Source organism: Pseudomonas azotoformans, from assembly GCF_001579805.1.
Lineage (GTDB): Bacteria > Pseudomonadota > Gammaproteobacteria > Pseudomonadales > Pseudomonadaceae > Aquipseudomonas > Aquipseudomonas azotoformans_A.
Genome location: NZ_CP014546.1, coordinates 747,482 through 767,496, shown reverse-complemented (window position 1 = coordinate 767,496; position 20,015 = coordinate 747,482). Strand labels below are relative to the sequence as shown.

Sequence of the window (20,015 nt, the reverse complement as noted above, 5' to 3'; positions counted from 1 at the left end):
AAACCCCCGTTTGACTCAGGTCTCGGGGGTTTTTTATTGGCCGTGATCAGCTTCAGTCGACGCGGCGATGACAACCATGTCCTTGAACCGGCGTAACACCGCCGAACCGTCATCAATCCGCGTCGCCAAATGCAGCGGTGCCACCAGGCTGCGGCACTCCGTCAATTCCCGATACACGATGCCGTCCCCGCGCAACCGCTGCATCGACGCCGGCACGATGGACACGCCAAGTCCCGCCGCCACCAGGCTCAAGGTCGCGGTCATGCGCGGGGCTTCCTGCACCACTTGCGGGCTGAACCCAGCTTCGCGGCACGCCACCAGGATCGCGTCATACAATCCCAGCCCCACGCGCCGGCGATAAAGCACGAAGGATTCGGTCGCCAGTGCCTTCAAGGGCAGGGGAGAGCCTGCATCAAGCGCCAGCGGGTGATCGGTGGGCAGCGCCAGCAGCATCGGTTCCACCAGGATGGGTTCGTCTTGCAGCGACTGTGTCCCGCTGAGAGGCGAGCGGATAAACGCCGCGTCGAGTTTTTCGTGCACCAACGCATCCAGCAGCTCGCCGGTGCCGGCTTCCTCTAGCACGACGGTTACGCCGACGAAGGTTTCGCGAAACAGCCGCAGCACACTCGGTACAAAAGGATGCAAGGCAGCCGAACTCGTAAAGCCGATGGCCAGCCGTCCACGTTCACCGCGTGCGGCACGGCGGACTACATCCGCGACGCCTTCAGCCTGTGCGAGGATTTCCCGCGCCTCATCCAGTAACGCGAGCCCGGCGGTGGTGGGGCGAACGCCACGGGGCAGGCGCTCCATCAACACCACGCCCAATTCGGCCTCAAGGCTTTGCAACATCCGCGTCAACGGTGGCTGTTGCATGCCCAGGCGTTCAGCCGCGCGGGTGATGTAGCCTTCTTCTGCAATGGCAACGAAGGCCTTGAGTTGGCGAAGCTCCAGCATAGGAATACTTTTCAGGTATGGGAGGGCTTCAATCCTGGCATTTGTTCTCATGGCTCACAAGATTTAGGCTGTGGCCAACCTCAAAAAGAAGGAAAGCCGTGATGACCTGGTCAGCCAAGCAATACACGATGTTCGAACAGCAGCGCACTCGTCCCGTCCGTGACCTGGTCGCGGCCATTGCGAATACCGAGGTGCGCAACGCCGTCGACCTGGGCTGCGGCCCCGGCAACTCCACCGAAGTGCTCGCCGAGCGCTTCCCGCAGGCACACGTCACCGGCATGGACAGCTCCGATGACATGTTGGTGGACGCCCGCAAACGGCTGCCGGCGCTGAACTTTGAACTGGCGGATATCGGTGACTGGAAACCTGCACAAACCTTCGATGTGATCCTGGCCAATGCATCCCTGCAATGGTTGCCCGACCACGCCAGGCTATATCCGCACTTGGTCCAACAACTGACGCCCGGTGGCACGCTGGCGGTGCAAACCCCGGACAATCTCGATGAGCCCGCCCACCGGCTCGCCCGCGAAGTGGCGGCCGAGGGGCCGTGGGCGGGCAAGATCGCTGCGGTCAAACATAACGAGCGCCACACTGCGAGCTACTACTACGAACTGCTGAGCAAACATTGCAGCACCGTCGATGTGTGGCGCACCACCTATCAGCACCCGTTGGCGGATCACGCGGCGGTGGTGGAGTGGTTCAAGGCGTCGGCGCTGAGGCCGTTCCTCGCGCCTTTGACCGACAGCGAAAAAGCCGCTTTCCTACAGGAATACCAGGCGCGAATTATTAAGGCCTATCCCGCCTTGGCTGATGGCACGGTGTTGCTGCCGTTTCCGCGCCTGTTCATCATCGCGACTCGCTAACGTTAAAGAACCAAGTGGCGGTCAAGCCGCCGCTTGTGCCTTCAAGTACTCATCCGCCGACACCACACCCGCATACCCAAACGCCAGCGAGGCCATGTACGCCCCGTGCACCTGCGCCGCTGGAATCACCTGCCCATTGAATTCCAGATCCCGCGTGGCACACGCGTCATGAATCACCGTGACCTTGTAGCCCAGATCCGCCGCCGCCCGCACCACAGCGTCGATACACATATGACTCATGCTGCCCACCACCACCAGGTCGGTGATGCTGCGTTGTTCCAGCAGTTCGCGTAGCCGGGTTTCGCGAAACGCATTCACAAAGTGTTTAAGCACCACCGGCTCATTGCCTTCGTTCAACACTTTGCTGTGCGGATGCGCACCCTCGGAGCCCGGTGTGAAGAACGGCGCGTCCTCGGAGGTGAACTCATGACGCACATGAATCACCGCATCGCCCGCCTGGCGAAACGCCTGCAGCACTTGCGCGGCCTTGTCTGCCGCGGCGTCGACGCCGTCGAGTGGCCACTTGCCCTGAGGGAAGTAGTCGTTCTGGATATCGATTAGGATGAGCGCTTGCTTGGCCATGTGTGTTGCCTCGTGATGGGTTGATGGGCCCAGTATCTTAGCTGGCGCCTTCACCGGGGATTGGCTGCACCGACAATAACAGGGGGAAAACTGACAATGGTGGTCGTCGAGTTGGGCGTGTTGATCTACCAAGGTGCGCAGTTGGCGGCCGTGCATGGCTTGACCGACCTGTTCGGCGTGGCCAACCGCATCGCCGCCGAGCATCAGTCCGCGCAATTACCGTTGCTGCGGGTCAGCCATTGGCAGGTGGGTGTTACCGGCAAACCGGCGCGTGTATTCAGCAGCCACCCTGGCTCCGAGCAACCGATGATGGCTGTGCTGGTGCCACCGTCGATTGGTGAGTTTACCGAGGAGCAGGCGCCCCCTGCGCTATTGGAGTGGATTCGCCAGCAACACGCGGCAGGTACTGTGCTGGGCGGTGTATGCATTGGCTCAATCATGCTGGCGCGCAGCGGGTTGCTCGACGGACGCAGTGCCACCACCCATTGGTCTTCCGCCAAATCCTTCGCGGCCCGTTACCCGGCAGTGCGCCTGGAGGCGGATAAACCCATCGTCGATGACGGCGACTTGATCACCACCGCCGGCCTGATGGCCTGGTCCGAACTCGGCCTGCGCCTGGTCGACCGCCTGATGGGCCCGAGCATCGCGGCCGATACCGCGCGTTTTCTGGTGATCGAGCACAGTGACAGCGCCAGCCAATGTGGCAGTAACTTCGCGCCGATTCTCGGCCACGGCGACGCGGCCATCCTCAATGTTCAGCACGGGTTGCAGGCCAGCGGCGCGGTGGATGTGTCCTTGGCGGCGATGGCTCGGGAAGCGGGCTTGGAGGAGCGTACCTTCCTACGGCGCTTTCGCACCGCCACCGGCTTGAAACCCACCGAGTACTGCCAGCATTTGCGTGTGGGCAAGGCACGGCAGATGCTCGAATTCACTAATGGCACCATCGACCATATCGCCTGGACCGTCGGCTACCAAGACCCGAGTGCCTTTCGCGCCATCTTCAAGAAGATCACCGGCCTGACGCCCAGCGATTATCGCAGCCGTTTCGGCGTGTGAATCGTGCAGAACGCCGCCGCGTTATCGGGTCGTCGTGCAGAATAAAACAGGCCATCTGCCATCGGTTTTCCGGCAACCGATTGATTTGAATGCAATCCCGTCCGAATGCGCCTTGGCCTGATCTCTGCAACGTTCCGTCTACACACATGGCGGGATGGCCAAGGGGGACGCATGACCCCGACTCAACGCAAGAAGCTGGTGGTTGCTCACTCCACACGTGAGGGTGCGCCGCTGCATGAGGTCGAAACCAACCGCGCTCTGGCGCGCTGGCTGGCGCAGATCCTCGGGCTCAAGTTCGGCGGCAGCTACGACACTGATCTGCACGCGGGGCGGGCGTTGTACCTGCTGCCCACACAGACCCTGGTCGGCCCGGCCCAGGCCCGAGCGCTGAATATCAAGGGGCCTGAGGATTTGTGGGGCGGTTATGTCGACCACGACTTCATCTGCACCAAAGCCATCAGTCATGGCTTGCTCGGCCCTGAAGCCAAAGCGCCGCAAGGTTGGTCGGCGTTGTTTTGCGAGCGTGTACGAAAAGTCGTGCTGGACGGTCTGAGCGTCTTTGCACTGGAAGACGCGCGGCCCGCCGCCACGCGCTTGCTCTACAGCGGCCCCATCCGCTTGAAACCCGTGCACGCCTGCGCAGGCCGAGGCCAGGAAGTTATCCACAGCCTGGACGAATTCGAAGCGGTGCTGGCGCGACCGGATGCCGCGAAACTCTTCAACGAAGGCGTGGTGCTGGAGCAGGACCTGCACGATGTGGTCACCCACAGCGTTGGCCAAAGCTTTATCGGCGATCACGTGTTCAGCTACTGCGGCGAGCAATACCTGACGAAAGACGGGCAGGGCGAAGAGGTCTACGGCGGCTCCAACTTGTTGGTAGTGCCCGGTGACTACGATGACCTGTTGCAACTCGAACTGCCCGACGACGTACGCGAAGCCATCGAACAAGCCCAGGTCTTCGATGCGGCAGCCGATGAGGCCTACCCCGGTTTCTACGCATCACGGCGCAACTACGACATCGCTCAGGGCTTGGACAGCAACGGCCAACGCCGCAGCGGTGTACTCGAACAATCCTGGCGCATGGGCGGGGCCAGCAGCGCGGAAGTCGCGGCGCTGCAAAGTTTTATCAACAACCCTGGCCTGCGTGCGATCCATGTGTCCTCGGTGGAAACCTACGTGGACCAACCGCTGCCAGCCAATGCCATCGAGGTGTATCGCGGCCCGGCGGAAAACAGCGAGTTTCTTCTCAAGTACGTGACGGTTAAGGCTTATGACGGCTAAAAGCGAAAGCATTGCGATCGATATCGACGACGAACAGATGAGCGGCACCTTCCTCAGCCCTAAATCCAAAGTCCCCGGCGTGTTGTTTGTGCACGGTTGGGGCGGCAGCCAGGAGCGAGACCTGGAACGCGCCAAAGGCATCGCCGGCTTGGGTTGCGTGTGCCTGACCTTCGACCTGCGCGGGCACGCCGGCACGGGCATTCCATTGTCCCGCGTCACCCGCGAAGACAACCTGCGCGACCTGCTGGCGGCCTATGACCGTCTGCTGTCGCACCCGGCCATCGACACCTCGGCGGTGGCGGTGGTGGGCACCAGTTACGGCGGTTACCTTGCGGCGATTCTCACCTCGTTGCGCCCGGTGCGCTGGCTGGCGCTGCGCGTACCGGCGTTGTACCGCGATCAGGAATGGCTCAAACCCAAGCGTGATCTGGATAAGGCCGACCTGATGGATTACCGCAGCACCTTGGTCCACGCCGAAACCAATCGCGCCTTGCACGCGTGTTCGGCGTTTACCGGTGATGTGTTGATCGTCGAATCGGAAACCGATGACCACGTGCCCCACGCCACCATCATGAGCTACCGCGCGGCGTGCCAGCAGACCCACTCACTGACCCATCGCATCATCGACGGCGCCGACCATTCCCTCAGCGATCCGGTGTCCCAACAGGCCTACACCTCAATCCTGGTGGACTGGATCACCGAGATGGTGGTGGGCGAACGGTTGAGCATCATTCAGTCCCAGTAAAGCGTTCAAGCGGGTGTTTTCTTCACCCGCAACGCCTTCGCCTTCGCCTCCACACCGAGGTACATCACCAGCGCGATCAGCAGCGGCAAGATGAAGTAAATCGCCCGATACGCGATCAACCCGGCAAGCAAGCTGCCCCGCGACGCCTCATGCTGCAACAGCGCAATAAACACCGCCTCCAGCACGCCCAGCCCGGCCGGAATATGGGTGAGCACTCCGGCAATCGCGCTGATCAACAGCACGCCCAACACCAGCGGATAGTCCAACTTGGCCGGCAGCAGGGTAAAGATCACCGCTGCCATCAGCGACCAGTTCAGCGCGCCGAGCAGCAATTGCAAGCACGCCATACGCACGGACGGCAGGTTGATTTCCATGCCGCGAATCGTCCACGCACGCTTTTTCGAAAACTGGCAGGCCACCAGATAGCCGAGGCTGGCCAGTACCAACAACGCGCCAATGCCTTGCAAGGCCGTGGTGCTGACCTTCCATCCCGGCGGCATCGTCACCAGACCGCTGCTGAACACCACCCCGGCGATCGCCATGTAGCCAAACCAATTGGTGGCCAGGCTCAGGCCGAGGATCTTGGCGATATTGCCGTTGCTCACGCCCAAGCGCGAATACAGGCGATAACGCATGGCGATGCCGCCGACCCACGCGCTCAGGTTGAGGTTGAACGCGTAGCTGATGATGCCCACGGGTAGGATCTGCTTCCACACCAGGTTCTGGCGAATGTAGGTGCGGCCGATCAAATCGAAGCTGGCGTACACCAAAAAGCTGCACAGTGTCAGTGCGCCCGCGATCACCAGGGTGCGGGCTTTGAAGTCGCCCAGGGTCTGCACCACTTCGCTCCAATCGATGCGCCGCGCGAGCAGGGTGAACAGCACGATCAACACCAGGAAAAAGGCGATGGTCAGCGGTTTCTTCCAGCGTTTGAACCGGGATTCAGCGGTCATTGGCCTGGCTCTCGATGGGTTTCAACCGTGGCTTGTGTGCCGGTAACCAACCGGTCAAGGCCGGGAAGTGGCGCATCACATGAAACACCAGGAAGCCCACCGTCAATCGCCAGAGCCACAGGCGCGGCTTGCGGTTTTCCGGCATGGTCTGGCAGTGGTCGCGGGCGAGTATTTCCAGGCGTTCATACAGCTGTTGATTGAACGCGCGGTCACGAATCAACACGTTGGCTTCCAGGTTCAGCGACAGGCTCAACGGGTCCAGATTGCTCGACCCCACGGTGCTCCATTCATCATCCACCAACGCCACCTTGCCATGCAGCGGGCGCTGGCAGTATTCGTGGATGACCACGCCGTCCTTGAGCAAATAGTCGTAGAGCATCCGCGCCGCGAGCTTGGCCAGCAGCACATCGGGCTGGCCCTGCATGATCAGTTGCACCTGCACACCACGCCGCGCGGCATTGCGGATTTCCCGCAGTAGGCGGTAGCCGGGGAAGAAGTAGGCGTTGGCGATCACCACGCGCTGTTGCGCCTTGCTCAGCGCGTGGATGTACGCCTCTTCAATGTCATCGCGATGCTGCACGTTGTCGCGGTAAATCAGGCGCACCAAGCCATCGCCCTGGTCGGTGGACCACAACGAAGGCCGTTGCTGGCGCCGCCGCCAGCCACGTCGCGTGCGCACCTGGCGACCACTTTGCGCCAGGGCGAAATGATGCAGGTCCGCCACCGCCGGGCCCACCACCTGCACCGCGTAATCCTGCTTGGCTTCGGGGCCGAAATCGCCCAAGTGGTCGGCAGAAAAGTTGATCCCACCGATAAACGCCACTTCTGCATCCACCACCACAATCTTGCGGTGCAGGCGACGAAACCAGTTGGTGCGAAACCCCAGGGTCTTGGACGCCGGGTCGAACATCTGCACCGTCACACCGGCGTCCGCCAGTTCGCCTAGAAACGACGGGCTCAGTTCGCCGCAGCCAAAACCGTCCAGGCTCACCACCACCTTCACACCACGCTGCGCAGCCTCGATCAGGATGCTGTGCAGTTCATGGCCTACCTTGTCTTCGAAAAGAATGAAGGTCTCCAGCAGAATCTCCCGTCGGGCCGCGCGCAGGGCTTCGAACACCTTGGGGAAATACGCCTCGCCGTTTTCCAGCAATTGGACCTGGTTGCCACTTTGCCAGCCGTAATCCAGGTCGCGGGGCTTGGCTTCGTCCGGCGGCTGGTCGGTGGAGATATGTTCCACGGCCACGTTCATAGCTCGACCTCCACCGACAGCGGCACATGGTCAGACAAGTGAGACCACGGCCGCGTGGTCAGCACGCGAGGGTTATGCACTTTCAGATTGCGCACATAAATCCGGTCCAGCGGCAGTAAGGGCAAACGCGCCGGAAAGGTACGCGCGGGTTTACCCATGGATTCAATAAACACTTCCTTCAAGCCCGCCTTGCTTAGGTCGGCCTTCTGGCGCCAGTCGTTGAAATCACCGGCCACGATCAGCGGGGCGTCGGCCGGAATCTCGCCGATGCGCTGCTCAATCAAGCGCAATTGCTGCTGGCGGTGCACTTCGCGCAAGCCCAGATGGATGCAGATCGCATGGATCTCCTGGCCGGTGCCTGGCAGGCGCAGCACGCAATGCAGCAGACCCCGGTTTTCATGGCCGCTTTGGGAGATATCGAGATTGTCGTAGCGCACGATCTGGAATTTCGACAGCAGCGCGTTGCCATGGTCGCCATGGGGGTAGACCGCGTTGCGGCCATAGGCGAACTGCGGCCAGATGCTGTCGGCGAGGAATTCGTACTGCGGCATGTTTGGCCAGTCGCTGAAGCGCTGTGGATGGCGCTCGTGGGTGCCATGGATTTCCTGCAGGAACACCATATCGGCGCCCACGCTGCGCACCGCTTCACGCAGTTCGGGCAGGATGAAACGTCGATTCAGGGCGGTAAAGCCCTTGTGGATATTGACCGTCAGCACCGTGAAGCGAGTGATGGCGACGCTGGGGGTGATGGGCACCCAGTCGGGGATCGCAGCCATGATTGCTCCTGTGAAAGAAGTGGGGGCCTGGCCCCCGTTTATGGCTGACTGTGATTTTTAACGGAAAGTTTCCAGCGTCCTACAGACGGCATAAAGATGCCGCTGAAGGGGAACGATCAAAGCGCAAACCCGTCAGTTCCTTACAGACCCTTCTGAAGGAGCTCGGTGTTTTGCTGAATCTCAAGACTGCATTACTGCTCGGCGCGCTGCTGTTTTGCGGCAGTGGCGCACTGCAAGCGGCGGCCACCGCGCCGGAACCTGAAGCGCCGGCCAAGCCGGAGTTGCTGGTGGAGGGCGGGTTGCTGGGGGCGATCAGTTCCAGCATTGATGACGTACAGCAAAAGCTCGATCTCAATCAGAACCTGATCGATGAGTGGCGCCTGCGCGCGGACCGAGCGGCCGACGAGGTTGGGCGGCTGGTCAACCAAACCGCTGCGCGCTCACCCTGGAGCGTGGCGGGGGATTTCCTGCTGCTGTCCGGCGTGTGGGTCGGCGCTTTTGTGGCGCTGACGTTGTTGGGGCGATTTATCGTAAAGCGCCTGGGACGCCGTGCCTTCTTCGAGCGGCGCGAACGCCTGCTGGCGGTGCTCGGGTATGTGATTCCCTACACGATTCCCGCGCTTGTCTGTCTGCCGCTGACGCTTTACGTCAGTCACTTTCTGCCCACCTCCGTAGGCCGCGCGCTGGCGCTGTGTTTTGCCTACGCCACCAGCAGCGGTATCTTTTCCACCTCGATGCTGCTGTGCGTGATTGTTATGTTCAATGTGGGACACAAGCGCCCGGCGGTTCGGATCATTCGCAGCTACTGCCCCAAGCCGTTGTTCCTGATCGGCTTCCTCGCCGCCCTCAGCGACGCGCTGACCAGCCCACAGATCGCCCGCCAGCTCGGTGGCAATATCACCAGCAGCATCGCGGTGTTTACCGGGCTGTTTGCGGCGGTGATTTTCGGCATGCTGGTGGTCCGCCTGCGCCGCCCGGTGGCCCACCTGATCCGCAATCGGCCATTGGCTCAACGCCTTAAACATCCGGCGCTGCAACAATCGCTGCGGATATTTTCTGGCCTGTGGTATTGGCCGATCCTGTTGATGGTGCTGGTGTCGGCGATCAACCTGATTGGTGCTGGTGACGACAACCAGAAAGTCCTGCGTTGCGCGCTGTTCACCACAATCCTGCTGATCGGCACGGTGTTCCTCAGCACGGTGCTGCAACACCTGTTCAAGTCCCGCAGCCAAGTGGCGATCCAGCGCAGCAGCGCGTACAAGGAACGCTTCCTCAGCCTGTTGCACGCGATCCTGCGCATTGTCATGGCCATCGCGTTTATCGAAATCCTCGGGCGGATCTGGGGCGTGTCGCTGTTCGAGTTCGCCCAGCGCAACTCGGTGGGCCGGGCGATCAGTGATTCCCTCAGCAGCATCGGCCTGATCCTGCTGATGACCTGGCTGTTCTGGGTGGTGCTCGACACGGCGATCCAGGAAGCGCTGAAACCGCCGGTCAACAAGCGCTCCAGTCGCCAACCGAGCACGCGGGTGAAAACCATCCTGCCGCTGCTGCGTAATGCGGTGAAGATCATCCTGGTGGTGATCTGCGCGATCACCACCATGGCCAACCTCGGGATCAACGTCGCACCGCTGCTGGCCGGTGCCGGCGTGGTCGGCCTGGCCATTGGTTTTGGCTCGCAGCAGTTGGTGCAAGATGTGATTACCGGGCTGTTCATCATCATCGAAGACACGCTGTCCATCGGCGACTGGGTGGTACTCGACTCCGGCCACGCCGGCACTGTCGAAGGCCTGACCATCCGCACCCTGCGCCTGCGCGATGGTAAGGGCTTTGTGCATTCGGTGCCGTTCGGGCAGATCAAGGCGGTCACCAACCAATCGCGGCAATTTGCCTACGCGTTCTTCTCGGTGCAGTTCACCTACGACACGGACGTGGACAAGGCGGTGGAGCTGATCCGCGAGGCGGGGCAGTCGATCCGGGATGACGTGTTCCTCAAATACAACCTGCAAGGCCCGCTGGAAGTCTTCGGCGTCGACAAGATGGACCTCAACGGCGTGGTACTCACGGCGCAGTTCCGCACGGTGTCGGGCGGGCAATATGCGGTGAGCCGCGCGTTCAACCAGCGCCTGAAAAAGCTTGTGGATAACTGTGACGAAGTGCATTTCGCTCAGACTTATCCACAGCAGGTCATGGTGCCGGCGCGGGCGGCCCTTGAGCATGAACCGACGGAGGCAGGCGCGAAGATAGTTAATCCGTGACGGTTGCGCTACAAACCCGCAAAATGCAACGATTCTGGCCAAGACCAGAAAACCTTCGTTCCAAACAGACCGGGCCTGCTCAATCTATGCGAATGCGCCTTATGTTACTGGGCGGCGGGAATGCCCTCGGGCAGGCGCTGATTCGCCTCGGTGCAGAGGAAGACATCGGTTTCCTCGCACCCAAACCGCCCCAAGACGGCTGGGATGCCGCGAGCCTCACCCAATTGCTCGACGACACCCGTCCCGATGCGTTGATCAACCTCGCCTACTATTTCGACTGGTTCCAGGCCGAAGCGGTCAGCGAAACCCGCCTGGCTGCCCAGGAATTTGCCATCGAGCGCCTGGCCGAGCTGTGCCAGCACCACAACATCACCCTGCTGCAACCGTCCAGCTACCGCGTGTTCGATGGCTCCCGCGCCACCGCCTACAGCGAAAAAGACGAGCCGGTGCCCCTGGGCCTGCGCGGCCAGGCGTTGTGGCGCATCGAGCAGAGTGTGCGCGCCACTTGCCCGCAACATGTGTTGCTGCGGTTTGGCTGGCTGCTGGATGACAGTGTCGACGGCACCCTCGGGCGCTTTTTGGCTCGGGCCGAGAAACCGGATGAATTGCTGATGGCGGACGACCGTCGCGGCAACCCGACGCCGGTGGACGATGCGGCGCGGGTGATCATCTCGGTGCTCAAGCAGCTCGATTGTGCGGCGCCGCTGTGGGGCACTTATCACTACGCCGGCCAGGAAGCGACCACACCGTTGGCGCTGGGCCAGGCGATCCTCACCGAAGCGCGCAGCTACCATCCGCTGGCAATCGAATCGCCTACCGCCCAGGCCCACGCGGCCCGGCCGGATGCGAGTGAAGAACCGCAACACGCGGTGCTTGCCTGCAAGAAAATCCTTCACACCTTTGGCATCAAGCCACGGGCATGGCGGGCGGGGTTGCCGGCGTTGCTGGATCGGTTTTACCGCCACGGCCAATAAAAAAAGGCGCCTGAAACAGGCGCCTTTTTTTGTGCGGCGGTTTTAGAACTTGTAGCCAATACCCACCATGTAAACCATCGGGTCCACATCAACGTTCACCTTGGCGCGAGTGCCCGGTGCCACGCCGTTGTTTTCCACGGTGGCCTTGGTGCTGATGTCGATGTAGCGCGCCTGGGCGTTGATCATCCACTTGTCGTTGATCATGTAGTCCGCGCCGATCTGTGCGGCCCAGCCCCAGGAGTTTTCAGCCTTGAAGTTGCTGAAGCCTGCGCCCTGGGCACGGCTGCCGACGTGTTCGTCGTAGATCCAGGTGTAGTTGATACCGGCGCCCACGTACGGTTGGAAGGCCGACTTGTTGTCGAGTGGGTAGTACACGACGCTCAAGGTTGGCGGCAGGTGTTTCAGAGTGCCGAGCTTGCCGTTGGCCGGGCTCAGGGCGGTGCCCTTGATCTTCACGTCATGTTCGAACGGCGTGGCGGCCAGCAGCTCGATACCGACGTGGTTGGTCAGCATGTAGGCGAAGTTCAGGCCCAGTTGGGTGTCACTGCTCATGGTCGCCTTGCCGCCCAGGTTGGTGCCGGCCAGCGGGCCCTGGTCAACCTTGACGTGGCCGCTGTCCGCCTTCGGGTTCACGGTGATTGCACCGGCGCGCACCAGAATGTCGCCCGCTTCGTGAGCGTGTGCAACGGGGGCGACGAGGGCGAGCGCGAAGAGGGACGCGCCGAGCAGAGACTTGTTCATGGGAGCTCCAAAGGACGTTTAAAAGTTGTACGTCCAATGGTAAAGATCGTTCCGTCCGGTCTTTTGACTCAGCTCAATGAAAGGGCGATCAGCCTTATTCAGGCAGTTCGTACATGTAAATTTTCTCGGCATCCATCTGGTAACCGGCATCGGCCAGCTCGCTGGTGGACGGTTTGACCTGCATCGCGCCTTCGATCCAATACGGCTGGTACAGCTCATCGAGCTTCACGCCGATTTCGCTTTTGACATGCACGATCTGGTTCGACGGCGGCGGCGGTACATGGATGCACGCGCCGAAATACGGCACCAGCAAGAACTCCGTCGTGCGGCCTTCCTCACTGACTTCCAGCGGCACGATATAGCCCGGCAGTCGGATGTGTTGGCCGTCGAGGCTTTGCACCACCGGGGCGTTGGGCAAGTCCTGCTTGGCCGCTGGCGCTGCCTCGACCGACAAGGCATCGGCCATGTTCGACAAGTCGTGCAGCGGTTTCATATTGGGGATTTCCGGCGGTGCATCCGGCGGAATCATCTCCTGCCACGACAAATCCTTGGGCTGCTCATCGGCCCATACGGGCACGGCCACCAGCAGCAACAACGCAAACAGCGCACGACGCATCGAAGCCTTCCTCATAAACGTATGGACAGGCCATCGGCCAGGGATTGCCGATAGGCGCGCCACGCGGGCACGCTGCCCATCAACAGCGCAGCGCCCAGGATACCGGCGAGCAGCGTCCATTCATATTCGCTCGGCCACGACATCGGCAGGTCCAGGCCGTAGTTTGCCTGCAGATACCCGCGCGAGGCGGCGATGCACACATAGAGCAAGCCAACGCCGGCAACCACGCCAGACAACGCCAGGGCGAAGGCTTCGAAGATCAGCAGTGTCGCGATATGCCACGGGCGCGCACCCACCGAACGCAAAATCGCCATTTCGCGACGCCGTTCGTTGAGGCTGGTGAGGATCGCCGTGAGCATGCCGATCAAGCCGGTGAGCACTACGAACAGCGAGATCACGAACAGCGCTTTCTCGGCGGTGCCCATCATGCTCCACAGCTCTTGCAGCGCCACGCCGGGCAGGATCGCCAGCATCGGCTCGCCACGGAATTCGTTGATCTCCCGTTGCAGGGCGAAGGTGGAAATCTTGTTGTTCAGACCGAGCATGAACGCGGTGATGGCCTGCGGCGTGAGGTCCATGTTGCGCGCCTGGTCGGCACTGATGCGGCCTTTGCCTTGGGCTGGCACGCCGTTGTGCCAGTCGATATGGATCGCTTCCATGCCGCCGAGGCTGATGTGCAATGTGCGGTCCACTGGCGTGCCGGTGCGCTTGAGAATGCCGACCACGGTGAAGGGTTTGTCATCGTGTTTCACCAGGCTGACCACCGCCACACCATGGGCCAGCACCAGTTTGTCGCCCAGTTTGTAATGCAGGGCGTCAGCCACTTCTGCACCGAGCACCACTTCAAACGGGTCGGTGGCGAAGGCGCGGCCGCTGGCCAGTTCGAGGTTTTGCTTGCGGCCGTATTGGTAGTGCTCGAAGTAGGATTCGTTGGTGCCCATCACGCGGTAGCCGCGATGGGAGTCACCCAGGGAAATCGGGATGGCCCACCTCACTTGGGGGCTGGCGGCGAAATGCTCGAAGCTGTCCCAACGGATGTTGTTGGTGGCGTTGCCGATGCGGAATACCGAGTACAGCAGCAGGTTTACGGAGCCGGAACGCGCGCCGACAATCAGGTCGGTGCCGCTGATGGTGCTGGCGAAACTGTTGCGCGCCTCGACGCGCACCCGCTCTACCGCGAGCAGCAAGCAGACCGAAAGCGCGATGGCGAACGCGGTGAGGATCGCGGTAAAGCGGCGGTTAGCCAGGCTGGCCATGGCTAGACGGAACAGATACATCTCAAACCTCTGCGGGCGTGGCGGCGCGATTGAGTTCGGCCAGCGACAGGTTGCGGTCGAACAGCGAAGCCAGGCTCTGGTCATGGCTGACAAACAACAGGCTGGCGCCAGCTTCACGGCATTCGGCAAACAACAGCTGTAGGAAGGCTTCGCGGGCGTCGTAGTCCAGGGCCGAAGTGGGCTCGTCGGCGATCACCAGCTCCGGTTGGCCGATCAATGCACGGGCGGCGGCCACCCGTTGTTGCTGGCCGATGGACAGCGAGTCGGCGCGGCGCTCCAGCAGGGCTTTGTCTTTCAACCCAAGGTGTGCGAGCAAAGCGGCGGCGGCCTGGTCGACACTGCCGTGGCGCCGTTTCGCCCGTTGCGCGCGCAATTTGGAAAAGTGGCAGGGCAACTCGACGTTCTCGCGCACCGACAGGAACGGCAGCAGGTTGAACTGCTGGAAGATGTAGCCGGTGTGGTCGACGCGGAAGCGGTCGCGGGCGCCGGCCGAAAGCTCGGTCAGCTCCTGGCCGAGCAGGCGGATGCTGCCCTGGTTGGGTGTCTGCACGCCGCCAAGCAGTCCCAGCAGCGTGGTTTTGCCACTGCCGCTCGGGCCCTTGAGAAACAGGGTTTCCCCCGCGTCCAGGCGGAACGCGGGGATGTCCAGCAACTGCGGGTGACCGGGCCAGTTGAAGCCCAGGTCAGACAGTTCGATCAATGCGTGGGTCATGTGAACTCAGAACTTCAAGGTGGCTGCTGTGGCCGTCGCTTCAACGCCTTGCTGGCCGCTCGGGCCGATCAGTTGTACCTGAATTTTCTGGGTGGCGGGGAAGGTCTTGAAGACCTGGGTCAGGTCGAGGTTGCTCAAGGCCGTCGGCGTGGCACAGGTGAACTGGTAATGGGCGTGAATTTCGCTGTGGTCGTGATGGTGTTCGTGGGCGCCGTCTTTGGCGTCGTGATCGTGGTCATCATCGTCGTCGTGGTCCGCTTCAGGCTTGTCGCCAAACAGCGGGCTATTGAGCTCCTGGCTGCTGACCACGCAACCGGCACCCTTAGGCAGGTTGAACAGGGCGGCTGGGTTTTCCAGCTGTTTGCGCACGGCGGCGACCTTGGCTTTGTCCGACGGGGTGGTGGCCAGGTGTTCGAAACCCACCAGGTTCATCGCCGGGCTGTCCAGCTCCAGCTCCAGCGCCTGGCCGTCGAGTACCGCATTGAGGCGACCGACGCCATGTTCGTGGGCGCCAAGGCTGCCGTGCTCATGGTCGTGATCATCATGAGCGTGGGCAACCGCCAATGGCAGCAGGGCGAAGGGCAAAGCAAGCAACAGACGGCGCATGAGAAGGCTCCAGAACATGAAAGTTTTGTTATGTGATCTTATAACAATTGCCACTGAGTTTGACCGCCCGCTTGGCGTTGCGCAAGCCGCATGGGAGCATGCCTGTCAGAAAAACTGCAGGAGGAAGGACGATGTTGCGAATTCGTGGAACCGTCGGCGACTTGCCGGTGGACTTGACCCTGGAACTGGACGACGGCGATTGGGCTCGGCTCGGCGCACAGTTGCAGGCGGCGCCTGTACCCGCCGCAGCAACAGCGACACCGGTGAAGCAGAATGACGACCTGTGGCAGAACGCCCAGGACCTGTTGCGCAAGGCCGGGCAGCTCAGCGGCCTGGAGCTGCTCGATCAGTTGGAAGGTTTGGCCGGTGATGCCGCCTCCGGCAAGCGTCTGCTGGTGCGCCTGCGCCACAGTTCGAACGTTAAAGTGGCCAGCGGCGCCGATACGCCGCTGTACAGCTGGGTCGGCGATTAGTACAGCGCGGCAAACAACTTGCGGCGGTACACGGTCACCAGCGGGTGATCATTGCCCAGCAGTTCGAACACCTGCAGCAAGGTCTTGTGTGGCAGGCCTTCGCTGTAGCTGCGGTTACGGATGAATAGCTTGAGCAGACCTTCCAGCGCTGCGTCGTACTGCTGGCGCGCCAGTTGCTGGATCGCCAGCTGATAGGCCGCTTCGTCATCCTGCGGGTTTTGCGCCAGGCGGCTTTTCAGGTCGGCGGCGTCCGGGAGGTCGGCAGCCTGGCGCAGGAAGGTGATCTGCGCCTTGGCGCCGGCGAGGGCGGCTTTGTGGTCGTCGCTCTTCACGGCGTCCAGCACGGTCTGGGCTTCGCCCAACTCACCACGCTCAGCCAGGCAGCGCGCGTACAGGATTAACGCCGCAGCGTTGGTGTTGTCCTCGCCCAGCAATGCCACCAGCACGGCCTCGGCATCGCTGATGCGACCCTCGGCAAACAACGCTTGGGCCTGCTCCAACGGATCCGCCGCCGCCGGTGGTGGCATCTGTACATGCGGCTCCAGCATCGCGCGCACCGCCGACTCCGGCTGCGCCCCGGCAAAACCGTCCACCGGCTGGCCGTCCTTGAACAACACCACCGTCGGCAGGCTTTGAATGCCAAAGCGCGCAACAATATCCTGCTCGGCCTCGCAATCGACCTTGGCCAGCAGCAACTCACCCTGATAACTCTCGGCAACTTTCGCGAGCATCGGCATCAACGCCTTGCACGGCGCGCACCACTCGGCCCAGAAATCCACCAGTACGGGTTTTTCGAAGGAGTTCTGGATCACTGCCTGGTCAAAATTGGCGGTGGTGACATCGAAGATGTACGGCGTGAGCTCACTCATGGGGCGTCTCGAATAAAGCGGGAATGGCGCAACTATAAGGGCTGGCGAGCCTGGCTGAAAGTGCGGTGATCCGGCACCGCTTTCGCGAGCAAGCCCGCTCCCACAGGGGAATGCGGTCACATGTGGGAGCGGGCTTGCTCGCGAAGGTCTCAAGAGCGCCGCGAATGGTACAGACTCACCTTGCGAAACTCCCAAGGCTCCGCCAGATCCGGCAACGTCAGCGCATCAAGAATCTCCAGCCGCCGATAATCCGGGTGCTGAAAATCCCGTACGCGTGAATCCGCTACCAACGCTTCGCGGCCTCGCGTGAGGAACTGATCCAGCAGCGGCAGGTTCGCCCGGTCGTAGAGCACATCCGCCACCAGAATCAGGTCGAAGCGGTCGGCCTCGGCGAAGAAGTCTTGCGAATAACCCAGCTCTACGCCGTTGAGTTCGGCATTCGCCCGGCAGGATGCCAGCGCCAACGGGTCGAGGTCGCAGGCCACCACTTCCAGCGCGCCGGCTTTGACCGCCGCAATCCCGGCCACGCCGGAGCCCGCGCCAAAATCCAGCACGCGCTTGCCCGCGACCCACTGCGGGTTCGCCGCCAGGTACCGCGCCAGCGCCAGGCCACTGGCCCAGCAAAAGCTCCAGTAGGGCGGTTCATGCAGGATGCGCCGAGTTTCTTCGGGGCTGAAGGCGCGGTCCATGTTGTCTGCATCCAGAAGCCACAACGACAACGCGGTGCCCGGCAGCGGGCAGGGCACCAGGTGCGCGTCGCCGATCAGTTCGCTCAGTGCGGCTTGCAGGTCCAGCGGTGGCGTCATGGTGCCTTGACGAGTTGCAGGGGGCCGGTGGTCTGGGTGATCGCCTGGGTGATGCGCACGGCGGGCAGGTGCAGGATCAGTTGGCCGGACTGGCTGGCGCGGCCACGCAGTTCAACCCGCGCACCGGCAGGGAACGCCTCGGGGTTGAAGCGCAGGCGGAAGGCCAGGGGCTTGCCGTTGCCGCTCAACACGCTGCTGGCGAGCAGTTGTTGCGGGCGTGAACGGTCATCGATCACCAGCAACGCCATCTCGACTTCGGCGCCCGCCGGAATGTTGGTCAGGCTGCCGCTGATTTCCCGCTGGTAGGCGGGCAGGGGGCCCATGTCTTCAAGGCCGGGGACTTTTTTCTCTTGGGCCGGTGTGGGCTGAGGTGCGGCCGGCTTGGGGGCTTCGCTGCTGCAGGCGACCAGGAAACTGAACAGGGTGAGCAAAACAAGTGGTCGTAACTGCATGTACGGCTCCAGAAAGGACAAAATCCGTGGCTTGAAAAATATGAAACATAATAGTCAGCCTATATACCGTAAAGGCTATGGCTTGTCTTGCCACGGGGATGCGCTACCATGGCCCTCCCTTTATTTGTTGCCTGCCTACCATGCACTGTCCCTTCTGCGGTGCCAACGACACCAAGGTCATTGACTCGCGTCTGGTCGCCGAGGGCGATCAAGTACGTCGCCGGCGCGAATGCCTGGCCTGCGGTGAACGTTTCACCACCTTCGAAACCGCCGAACTGGTATTGCCGCGTCTGATCAAATCCGACGGAAGCCGCCAGCCTTTCGACGAAGAAAAACTGCGCGCCGGTATGCAGCGCGCCCTGGAAAAACGCCCGGTGAGTGTCGAGCGGCTGGAGGCGGCGCTGGTGCACATCAAGCACAAGCTGCGTGCGACCGGCGAGCGCGAGGTCAAGAGCCTGGTGGTTGGAGAACTGGTGATGGGCGAGTTGCAAAAGCTCGACGAAGTTGCCTACATCCGTTTCGCCTCGGTGTATCGACGCTTCCAGGACCTCAATGAGTTCCGCGAAGAGATCGACCGCCTGGCCCGTGAGCCTGCCAAAGAATGAACCCACCGTCTGCCGAACAAGCTGTGCTCGATGCTCATTACATGGCCCGCGCCCTGGAACTGGCGCGCAAGGGCCTGTACACCACCCATCCCAACCCGCGCGTGGGTTGCGTGATTGTGCGTGACGGGCAGATTGTCGGCGAAGGCTGGCATGAGCGTACCGGCGAACCCCACGCCGAACCCAACGCCCTGCGCGCCGCCGGAGCCAAAGCCCGTGGCGCCACGGTGTATGTGACCCTCGAACCGTGCAGTCACCATGGGCGTACGCCGCCTTGCGCGGATGCGTTGGTCACGGCGGGCGTGGCTCGTGTCGTCGCCGGCATGCAGGACCCGAACCCGGAAGTGGCGGGGCGCGGCATGCAGCGCTTGGCTCAAGCCGGTATCGAAGTGCGCAGCGGTGTGTTGGAAGCAGAAGCTCGCGCGTTGAATCCGGGGTTCCTCAAACGCATGGAGCACGGCCTGCCCTTCGTGCGGGTCAAGCTGGCAATGAGTCTGGACGGCCGCACCGCGATGGCCAGTGGCGAAAGCCAATGGATCACCGGCCCGGCTGCCCGTGCCGCCGTGCAGCGCCTGCGCGCCGAGGCCAGTGTGGTGCTGACCGGCGCCGACACGGTGCTGGCCGACGGTGCTCGCCTGACCGTGCGCGCCGCTGAACTCGGCCTGGATGAAGCCACCACGGCCCTGGCCATGTCGCGCCCGCCGTTGCGCGTGCTGATCGACGGCCGCCTGCGCGTGCCGCTCAATGCGCCATTCTTCAAGGCCGGCCCGGCGTTGGTCATCACCTGCGTGACCCCGGAAAACCAGTTCCCCCGTGGCCCCGAGTGCCTGGTGGTGCCGGGCGTAGACGGCCAGGTTGACCTGCGCTCGGCGCTGGTTGCGCTGGCGGCCCGTGGCGTCAACGAAGTGCTGGTGGAAGCCGGCCCAAGCCTGGCCGGTGCATTTGCCCAGCAAGGCCTGGTGGATGAATACGTGATTTTCATCGCCGGCAAATTCCTCGGCTCCGCCGCCCGGCCTTTGTTGGACTGGCCGCTTGAGAAACTGGCCGATGCCCCCCAACTCAAGATCACTGAAATGCGCGCTGTAGGCGACGACTGGCGAGTCACTGCCATCCCTGTGCCAGCAGCGAGCGTATAATTCTGACCGGACGCTCAAGTGTCCCGTACCGTTT

Annotated in this window: 22 protein-coding genes; 9 read left to right on the top strand and 13 right to left on the bottom strand. The window is 62.2% G+C overall.

What is annotated here, in order from left to right:
- Nucleotides 1-33 precede the first annotated feature (33 nt).
- A complete protein-coding gene (locus AYR47_RS03605; protein WP_033897986.1) occupies nucleotides 34-954 on the bottom strand; it encodes a LysR family transcriptional regulator in 921 nt (306 codons plus the stop codon).
- Between the two features lie 101 nt (nucleotides 955-1,055).
- On the opposite strand from AYR47_RS03605, the gene tam reads away from it, so the two are divergent.
- Nucleotides 1,056-1,817, top strand: a complete 762-nt coding sequence (gene tam, locus AYR47_RS03600; protein ID WP_061434341.1) for a trans-aconitate 2-methyltransferase — start codon at nucleotides 1,056-1,058, stop codon at nucleotides 1,815-1,817.
- Between the two features lie 21 nt (nucleotides 1,818-1,838).
- Here the strand turns inward: tam and AYR47_RS03595 are convergent, their stop codons facing one another.
- Nucleotides 1,839-2,399, bottom strand: coding sequence for a cysteine hydrolase family protein (locus AYR47_RS03595; RefSeq protein WP_061434340.1), 561 nt, complete (start codon nucleotides 2,397-2,399; stop codon nucleotides 1,839-1,841).
- A gap of 96 nt (nucleotides 2,400-2,495) precedes the next feature.
- Here AYR47_RS03595 and AYR47_RS03590 point away from each other — a divergent pair, with 96 nt between their 5' ends.
- The 3 genes from AYR47_RS03590 (at nucleotide 2,496) to AYR47_RS03580 (ending at nucleotide 5,481) form a co-directional block, all read left to right on the top strand.
- The gene (locus AYR47_RS03590; protein ID WP_061434339.1) at nucleotides 2,496-3,455 is read left to right on the top strand and encodes a GlxA family transcriptional regulator; all 960 of its coding nucleotides are present in this window, start codon (nucleotides 2,496-2,498) and stop codon (nucleotides 3,453-3,455) included.
- 171 nt (nucleotides 3,456-3,626) lie between these two features.
- Nucleotides 3,627-4,736, top strand: coding sequence for a DUF3182 family protein (locus AYR47_RS03585; protein WP_033897980.1), 1,110 nt, complete (start codon nucleotides 3,627-3,629; stop codon nucleotides 4,734-4,736).
- Entirely contained in the window at nucleotides 4,726-5,481 is a 756-nt protein-coding gene (locus AYR47_RS03580) for an alpha/beta hydrolase family protein (RefSeq protein WP_033897979.1), read from the top strand. The genes AYR47_RS03585 and AYR47_RS03580 overlap by 11 nt, the downstream gene beginning before the upstream one ends.
- Nucleotides 5,482-5,486: 5 nt before the next feature.
- Here AYR47_RS03580 and AYR47_RS03575 read toward each other — a convergent pair whose 3' ends face one another.
- The 3 genes from AYR47_RS03575 to AYR47_RS03565 are packed head-to-tail and all read right to left on the bottom strand — an operon-like array spanning nucleotide 5,487 to nucleotide 8,462.
- Nucleotides 5,487-6,434, bottom strand: coding sequence for a lysylphosphatidylglycerol synthase domain-containing protein (locus AYR47_RS03575; protein ID WP_061434338.1), 948 nt, complete (start codon nucleotides 6,432-6,434; stop codon nucleotides 5,487-5,489).
- The gene (clsB, locus tag AYR47_RS03570; RefSeq protein WP_033897976.1) at nucleotides 6,424-7,686 is read right to left on the bottom strand and encodes a cardiolipin synthase ClsB; all 1,263 of its coding nucleotides are present in this window, start codon (nucleotides 7,684-7,686) and stop codon (nucleotides 6,424-6,426) included. Before clsB ends, AYR47_RS03575 begins: the two co-directional genes overlap by 11 nt.
- A complete protein-coding gene (locus tag AYR47_RS03565) occupies nucleotides 7,683-8,462 on the bottom strand; it encodes an endonuclease/exonuclease/phosphatase family protein (RefSeq protein ID WP_033897975.1) in 780 nt (259 codons plus the stop codon). Before AYR47_RS03565 ends, clsB begins: the two co-directional genes overlap by 4 nt.
- A 170-nt stretch (nucleotides 8,463-8,632) precedes the next feature.
- On the opposite strand from AYR47_RS03565, the gene AYR47_RS03560 reads away from it, so the two are divergent.
- On the top strand, nucleotides 8,633-10,717 hold the full coding sequence (locus AYR47_RS03560) for a mechanosensitive ion channel family protein (RefSeq protein ID WP_061434337.1): 2,085 nt from the start codon (nucleotides 8,633-8,635) through the stop codon (nucleotides 10,715-10,717).
- A gap of 86 nt (nucleotides 10,718-10,803) precedes the next feature.
- Nucleotides 10,804-11,691 carry a sugar nucleotide-binding protein gene (locus AYR47_RS03555; RefSeq protein WP_082461511.1) on the top strand — a complete coding sequence of 296 codons (888 nt, stop codon included), beginning with the start codon at nucleotides 10,804-10,806 and terminating at the stop codon, nucleotides 11,689-11,691.
- A 42-nt stretch (nucleotides 11,692-11,733) separates the two neighbouring features.
- On the opposite strand, the gene AYR47_RS03550 is transcribed toward AYR47_RS03555, so the two are convergent.
- The 5 genes from AYR47_RS03550 to AYR47_RS03530 form a co-directional block, all read right to left on the bottom strand.
- Nucleotides 11,734-12,432, bottom strand: a complete 699-nt coding sequence (locus tag AYR47_RS03550; RefSeq protein ID WP_016978527.1) for an OmpW/AlkL family protein — start codon at nucleotides 12,430-12,432, stop codon at nucleotides 11,734-11,736.
- A 94-nt stretch (nucleotides 12,433-12,526) separates the two neighbouring features.
- Nucleotides 12,527-13,048 carry a DUF3299 domain-containing protein gene (locus tag AYR47_RS03545; RefSeq protein ID WP_061434336.1) on the bottom strand — a complete coding sequence of 174 codons (522 nt, stop codon included), beginning with the start codon at nucleotides 13,046-13,048 and terminating at the stop codon, nucleotides 12,527-12,529.
- Between the two features lie 11 nt (nucleotides 13,049-13,059).
- The gene (locus tag AYR47_RS03540) at nucleotides 13,060-14,325 is read right to left on the bottom strand and encodes an ABC transporter permease (protein WP_061434334.1); all 1,266 of its coding nucleotides are present in this window, start codon (nucleotides 14,323-14,325) and stop codon (nucleotides 13,060-13,062) included.
- A 1-nt stretch (nucleotide 14,326) separates the two neighbouring features.
- A complete protein-coding gene (locus AYR47_RS03535) occupies nucleotides 14,327-15,037 on the bottom strand; it encodes an ABC transporter ATP-binding protein (protein WP_061434332.1) in 711 nt (236 codons plus the stop codon).
- A gap of 6 nt (nucleotides 15,038-15,043) precedes the next feature.
- Complete coding sequence (locus AYR47_RS03530) at nucleotides 15,044-15,643, bottom strand: DUF2796 domain-containing protein (RefSeq protein WP_033897968.1); 600 nt, start codon at nucleotides 15,641-15,643, stop codon at nucleotides 15,044-15,046.
- Between the two features lie 131 nt (nucleotides 15,644-15,774).
- On the opposite strand from AYR47_RS03530, the gene AYR47_RS03525 reads away from it, so the two are divergent.
- The gene (locus tag AYR47_RS03525; RefSeq protein WP_038850113.1) at nucleotides 15,775-16,116 is read left to right on the top strand and encodes a hypothetical protein; all 342 of its coding nucleotides are present in this window, start codon (nucleotides 15,775-15,777) and stop codon (nucleotides 16,114-16,116) included.
- Here the strand turns inward: AYR47_RS03525 and trxA are convergent.
- From trxA to AYR47_RS03510, 3 genes are all read right to left on the bottom strand, one after another.
- Nucleotides 16,113-16,985 (bottom strand): thioredoxin, encoded by an 873-nt coding sequence (trxA, locus tag AYR47_RS03520; RefSeq protein WP_061434330.1) that lies wholly within the window; start codon nucleotides 16,983-16,985, stop codon nucleotides 16,113-16,115. The two genes, AYR47_RS03525 and trxA, sit on opposite strands and share 4 nt — an antisense overlap.
- A gap of 149 nt (nucleotides 16,986-17,134) precedes the next feature.
- The gene (locus tag AYR47_RS03515; protein ID WP_061434328.1) at nucleotides 17,135-17,791 is read right to left on the bottom strand and encodes a class I SAM-dependent methyltransferase; all 657 of its coding nucleotides are present in this window, start codon (nucleotides 17,789-17,791) and stop codon (nucleotides 17,135-17,137) included.
- A complete protein-coding gene (locus AYR47_RS03510; RefSeq protein ID WP_033897963.1) occupies nucleotides 17,788-18,243 on the bottom strand; it encodes a YbaY family lipoprotein in 456 nt (151 codons plus the stop codon). The genes AYR47_RS03515 and AYR47_RS03510 overlap by 4 nt, the downstream gene beginning before the upstream one ends.
- A gap of 140 nt (nucleotides 18,244-18,383) precedes the next feature.
- Between AYR47_RS03510 and nrdR the strand changes: the two genes are divergently transcribed.
- The gene (gene nrdR / locus AYR47_RS03505; RefSeq protein ID WP_010206843.1) at nucleotides 18,384-18,848 is read left to right on the top strand and encodes a transcriptional regulator NrdR; all 465 of its coding nucleotides are present in this window, start codon (nucleotides 18,384-18,386) and stop codon (nucleotides 18,846-18,848) included.
- Entirely contained in the window at nucleotides 18,845-19,981 is a 1,137-nt protein-coding gene (ribD, locus tag AYR47_RS03500; RefSeq protein ID WP_033897962.1) for a bifunctional diaminohydroxyphosphoribosylaminopyrimidine deaminase/5-amino-6-(5-phosphoribosylamino)uracil reductase RibD, read from the top strand. The genes nrdR and ribD overlap by 4 nt, the downstream gene beginning before the upstream one ends.
- The last annotated feature ends 34 nt before the right edge of the window (nucleotides 19,982-20,015 follow it).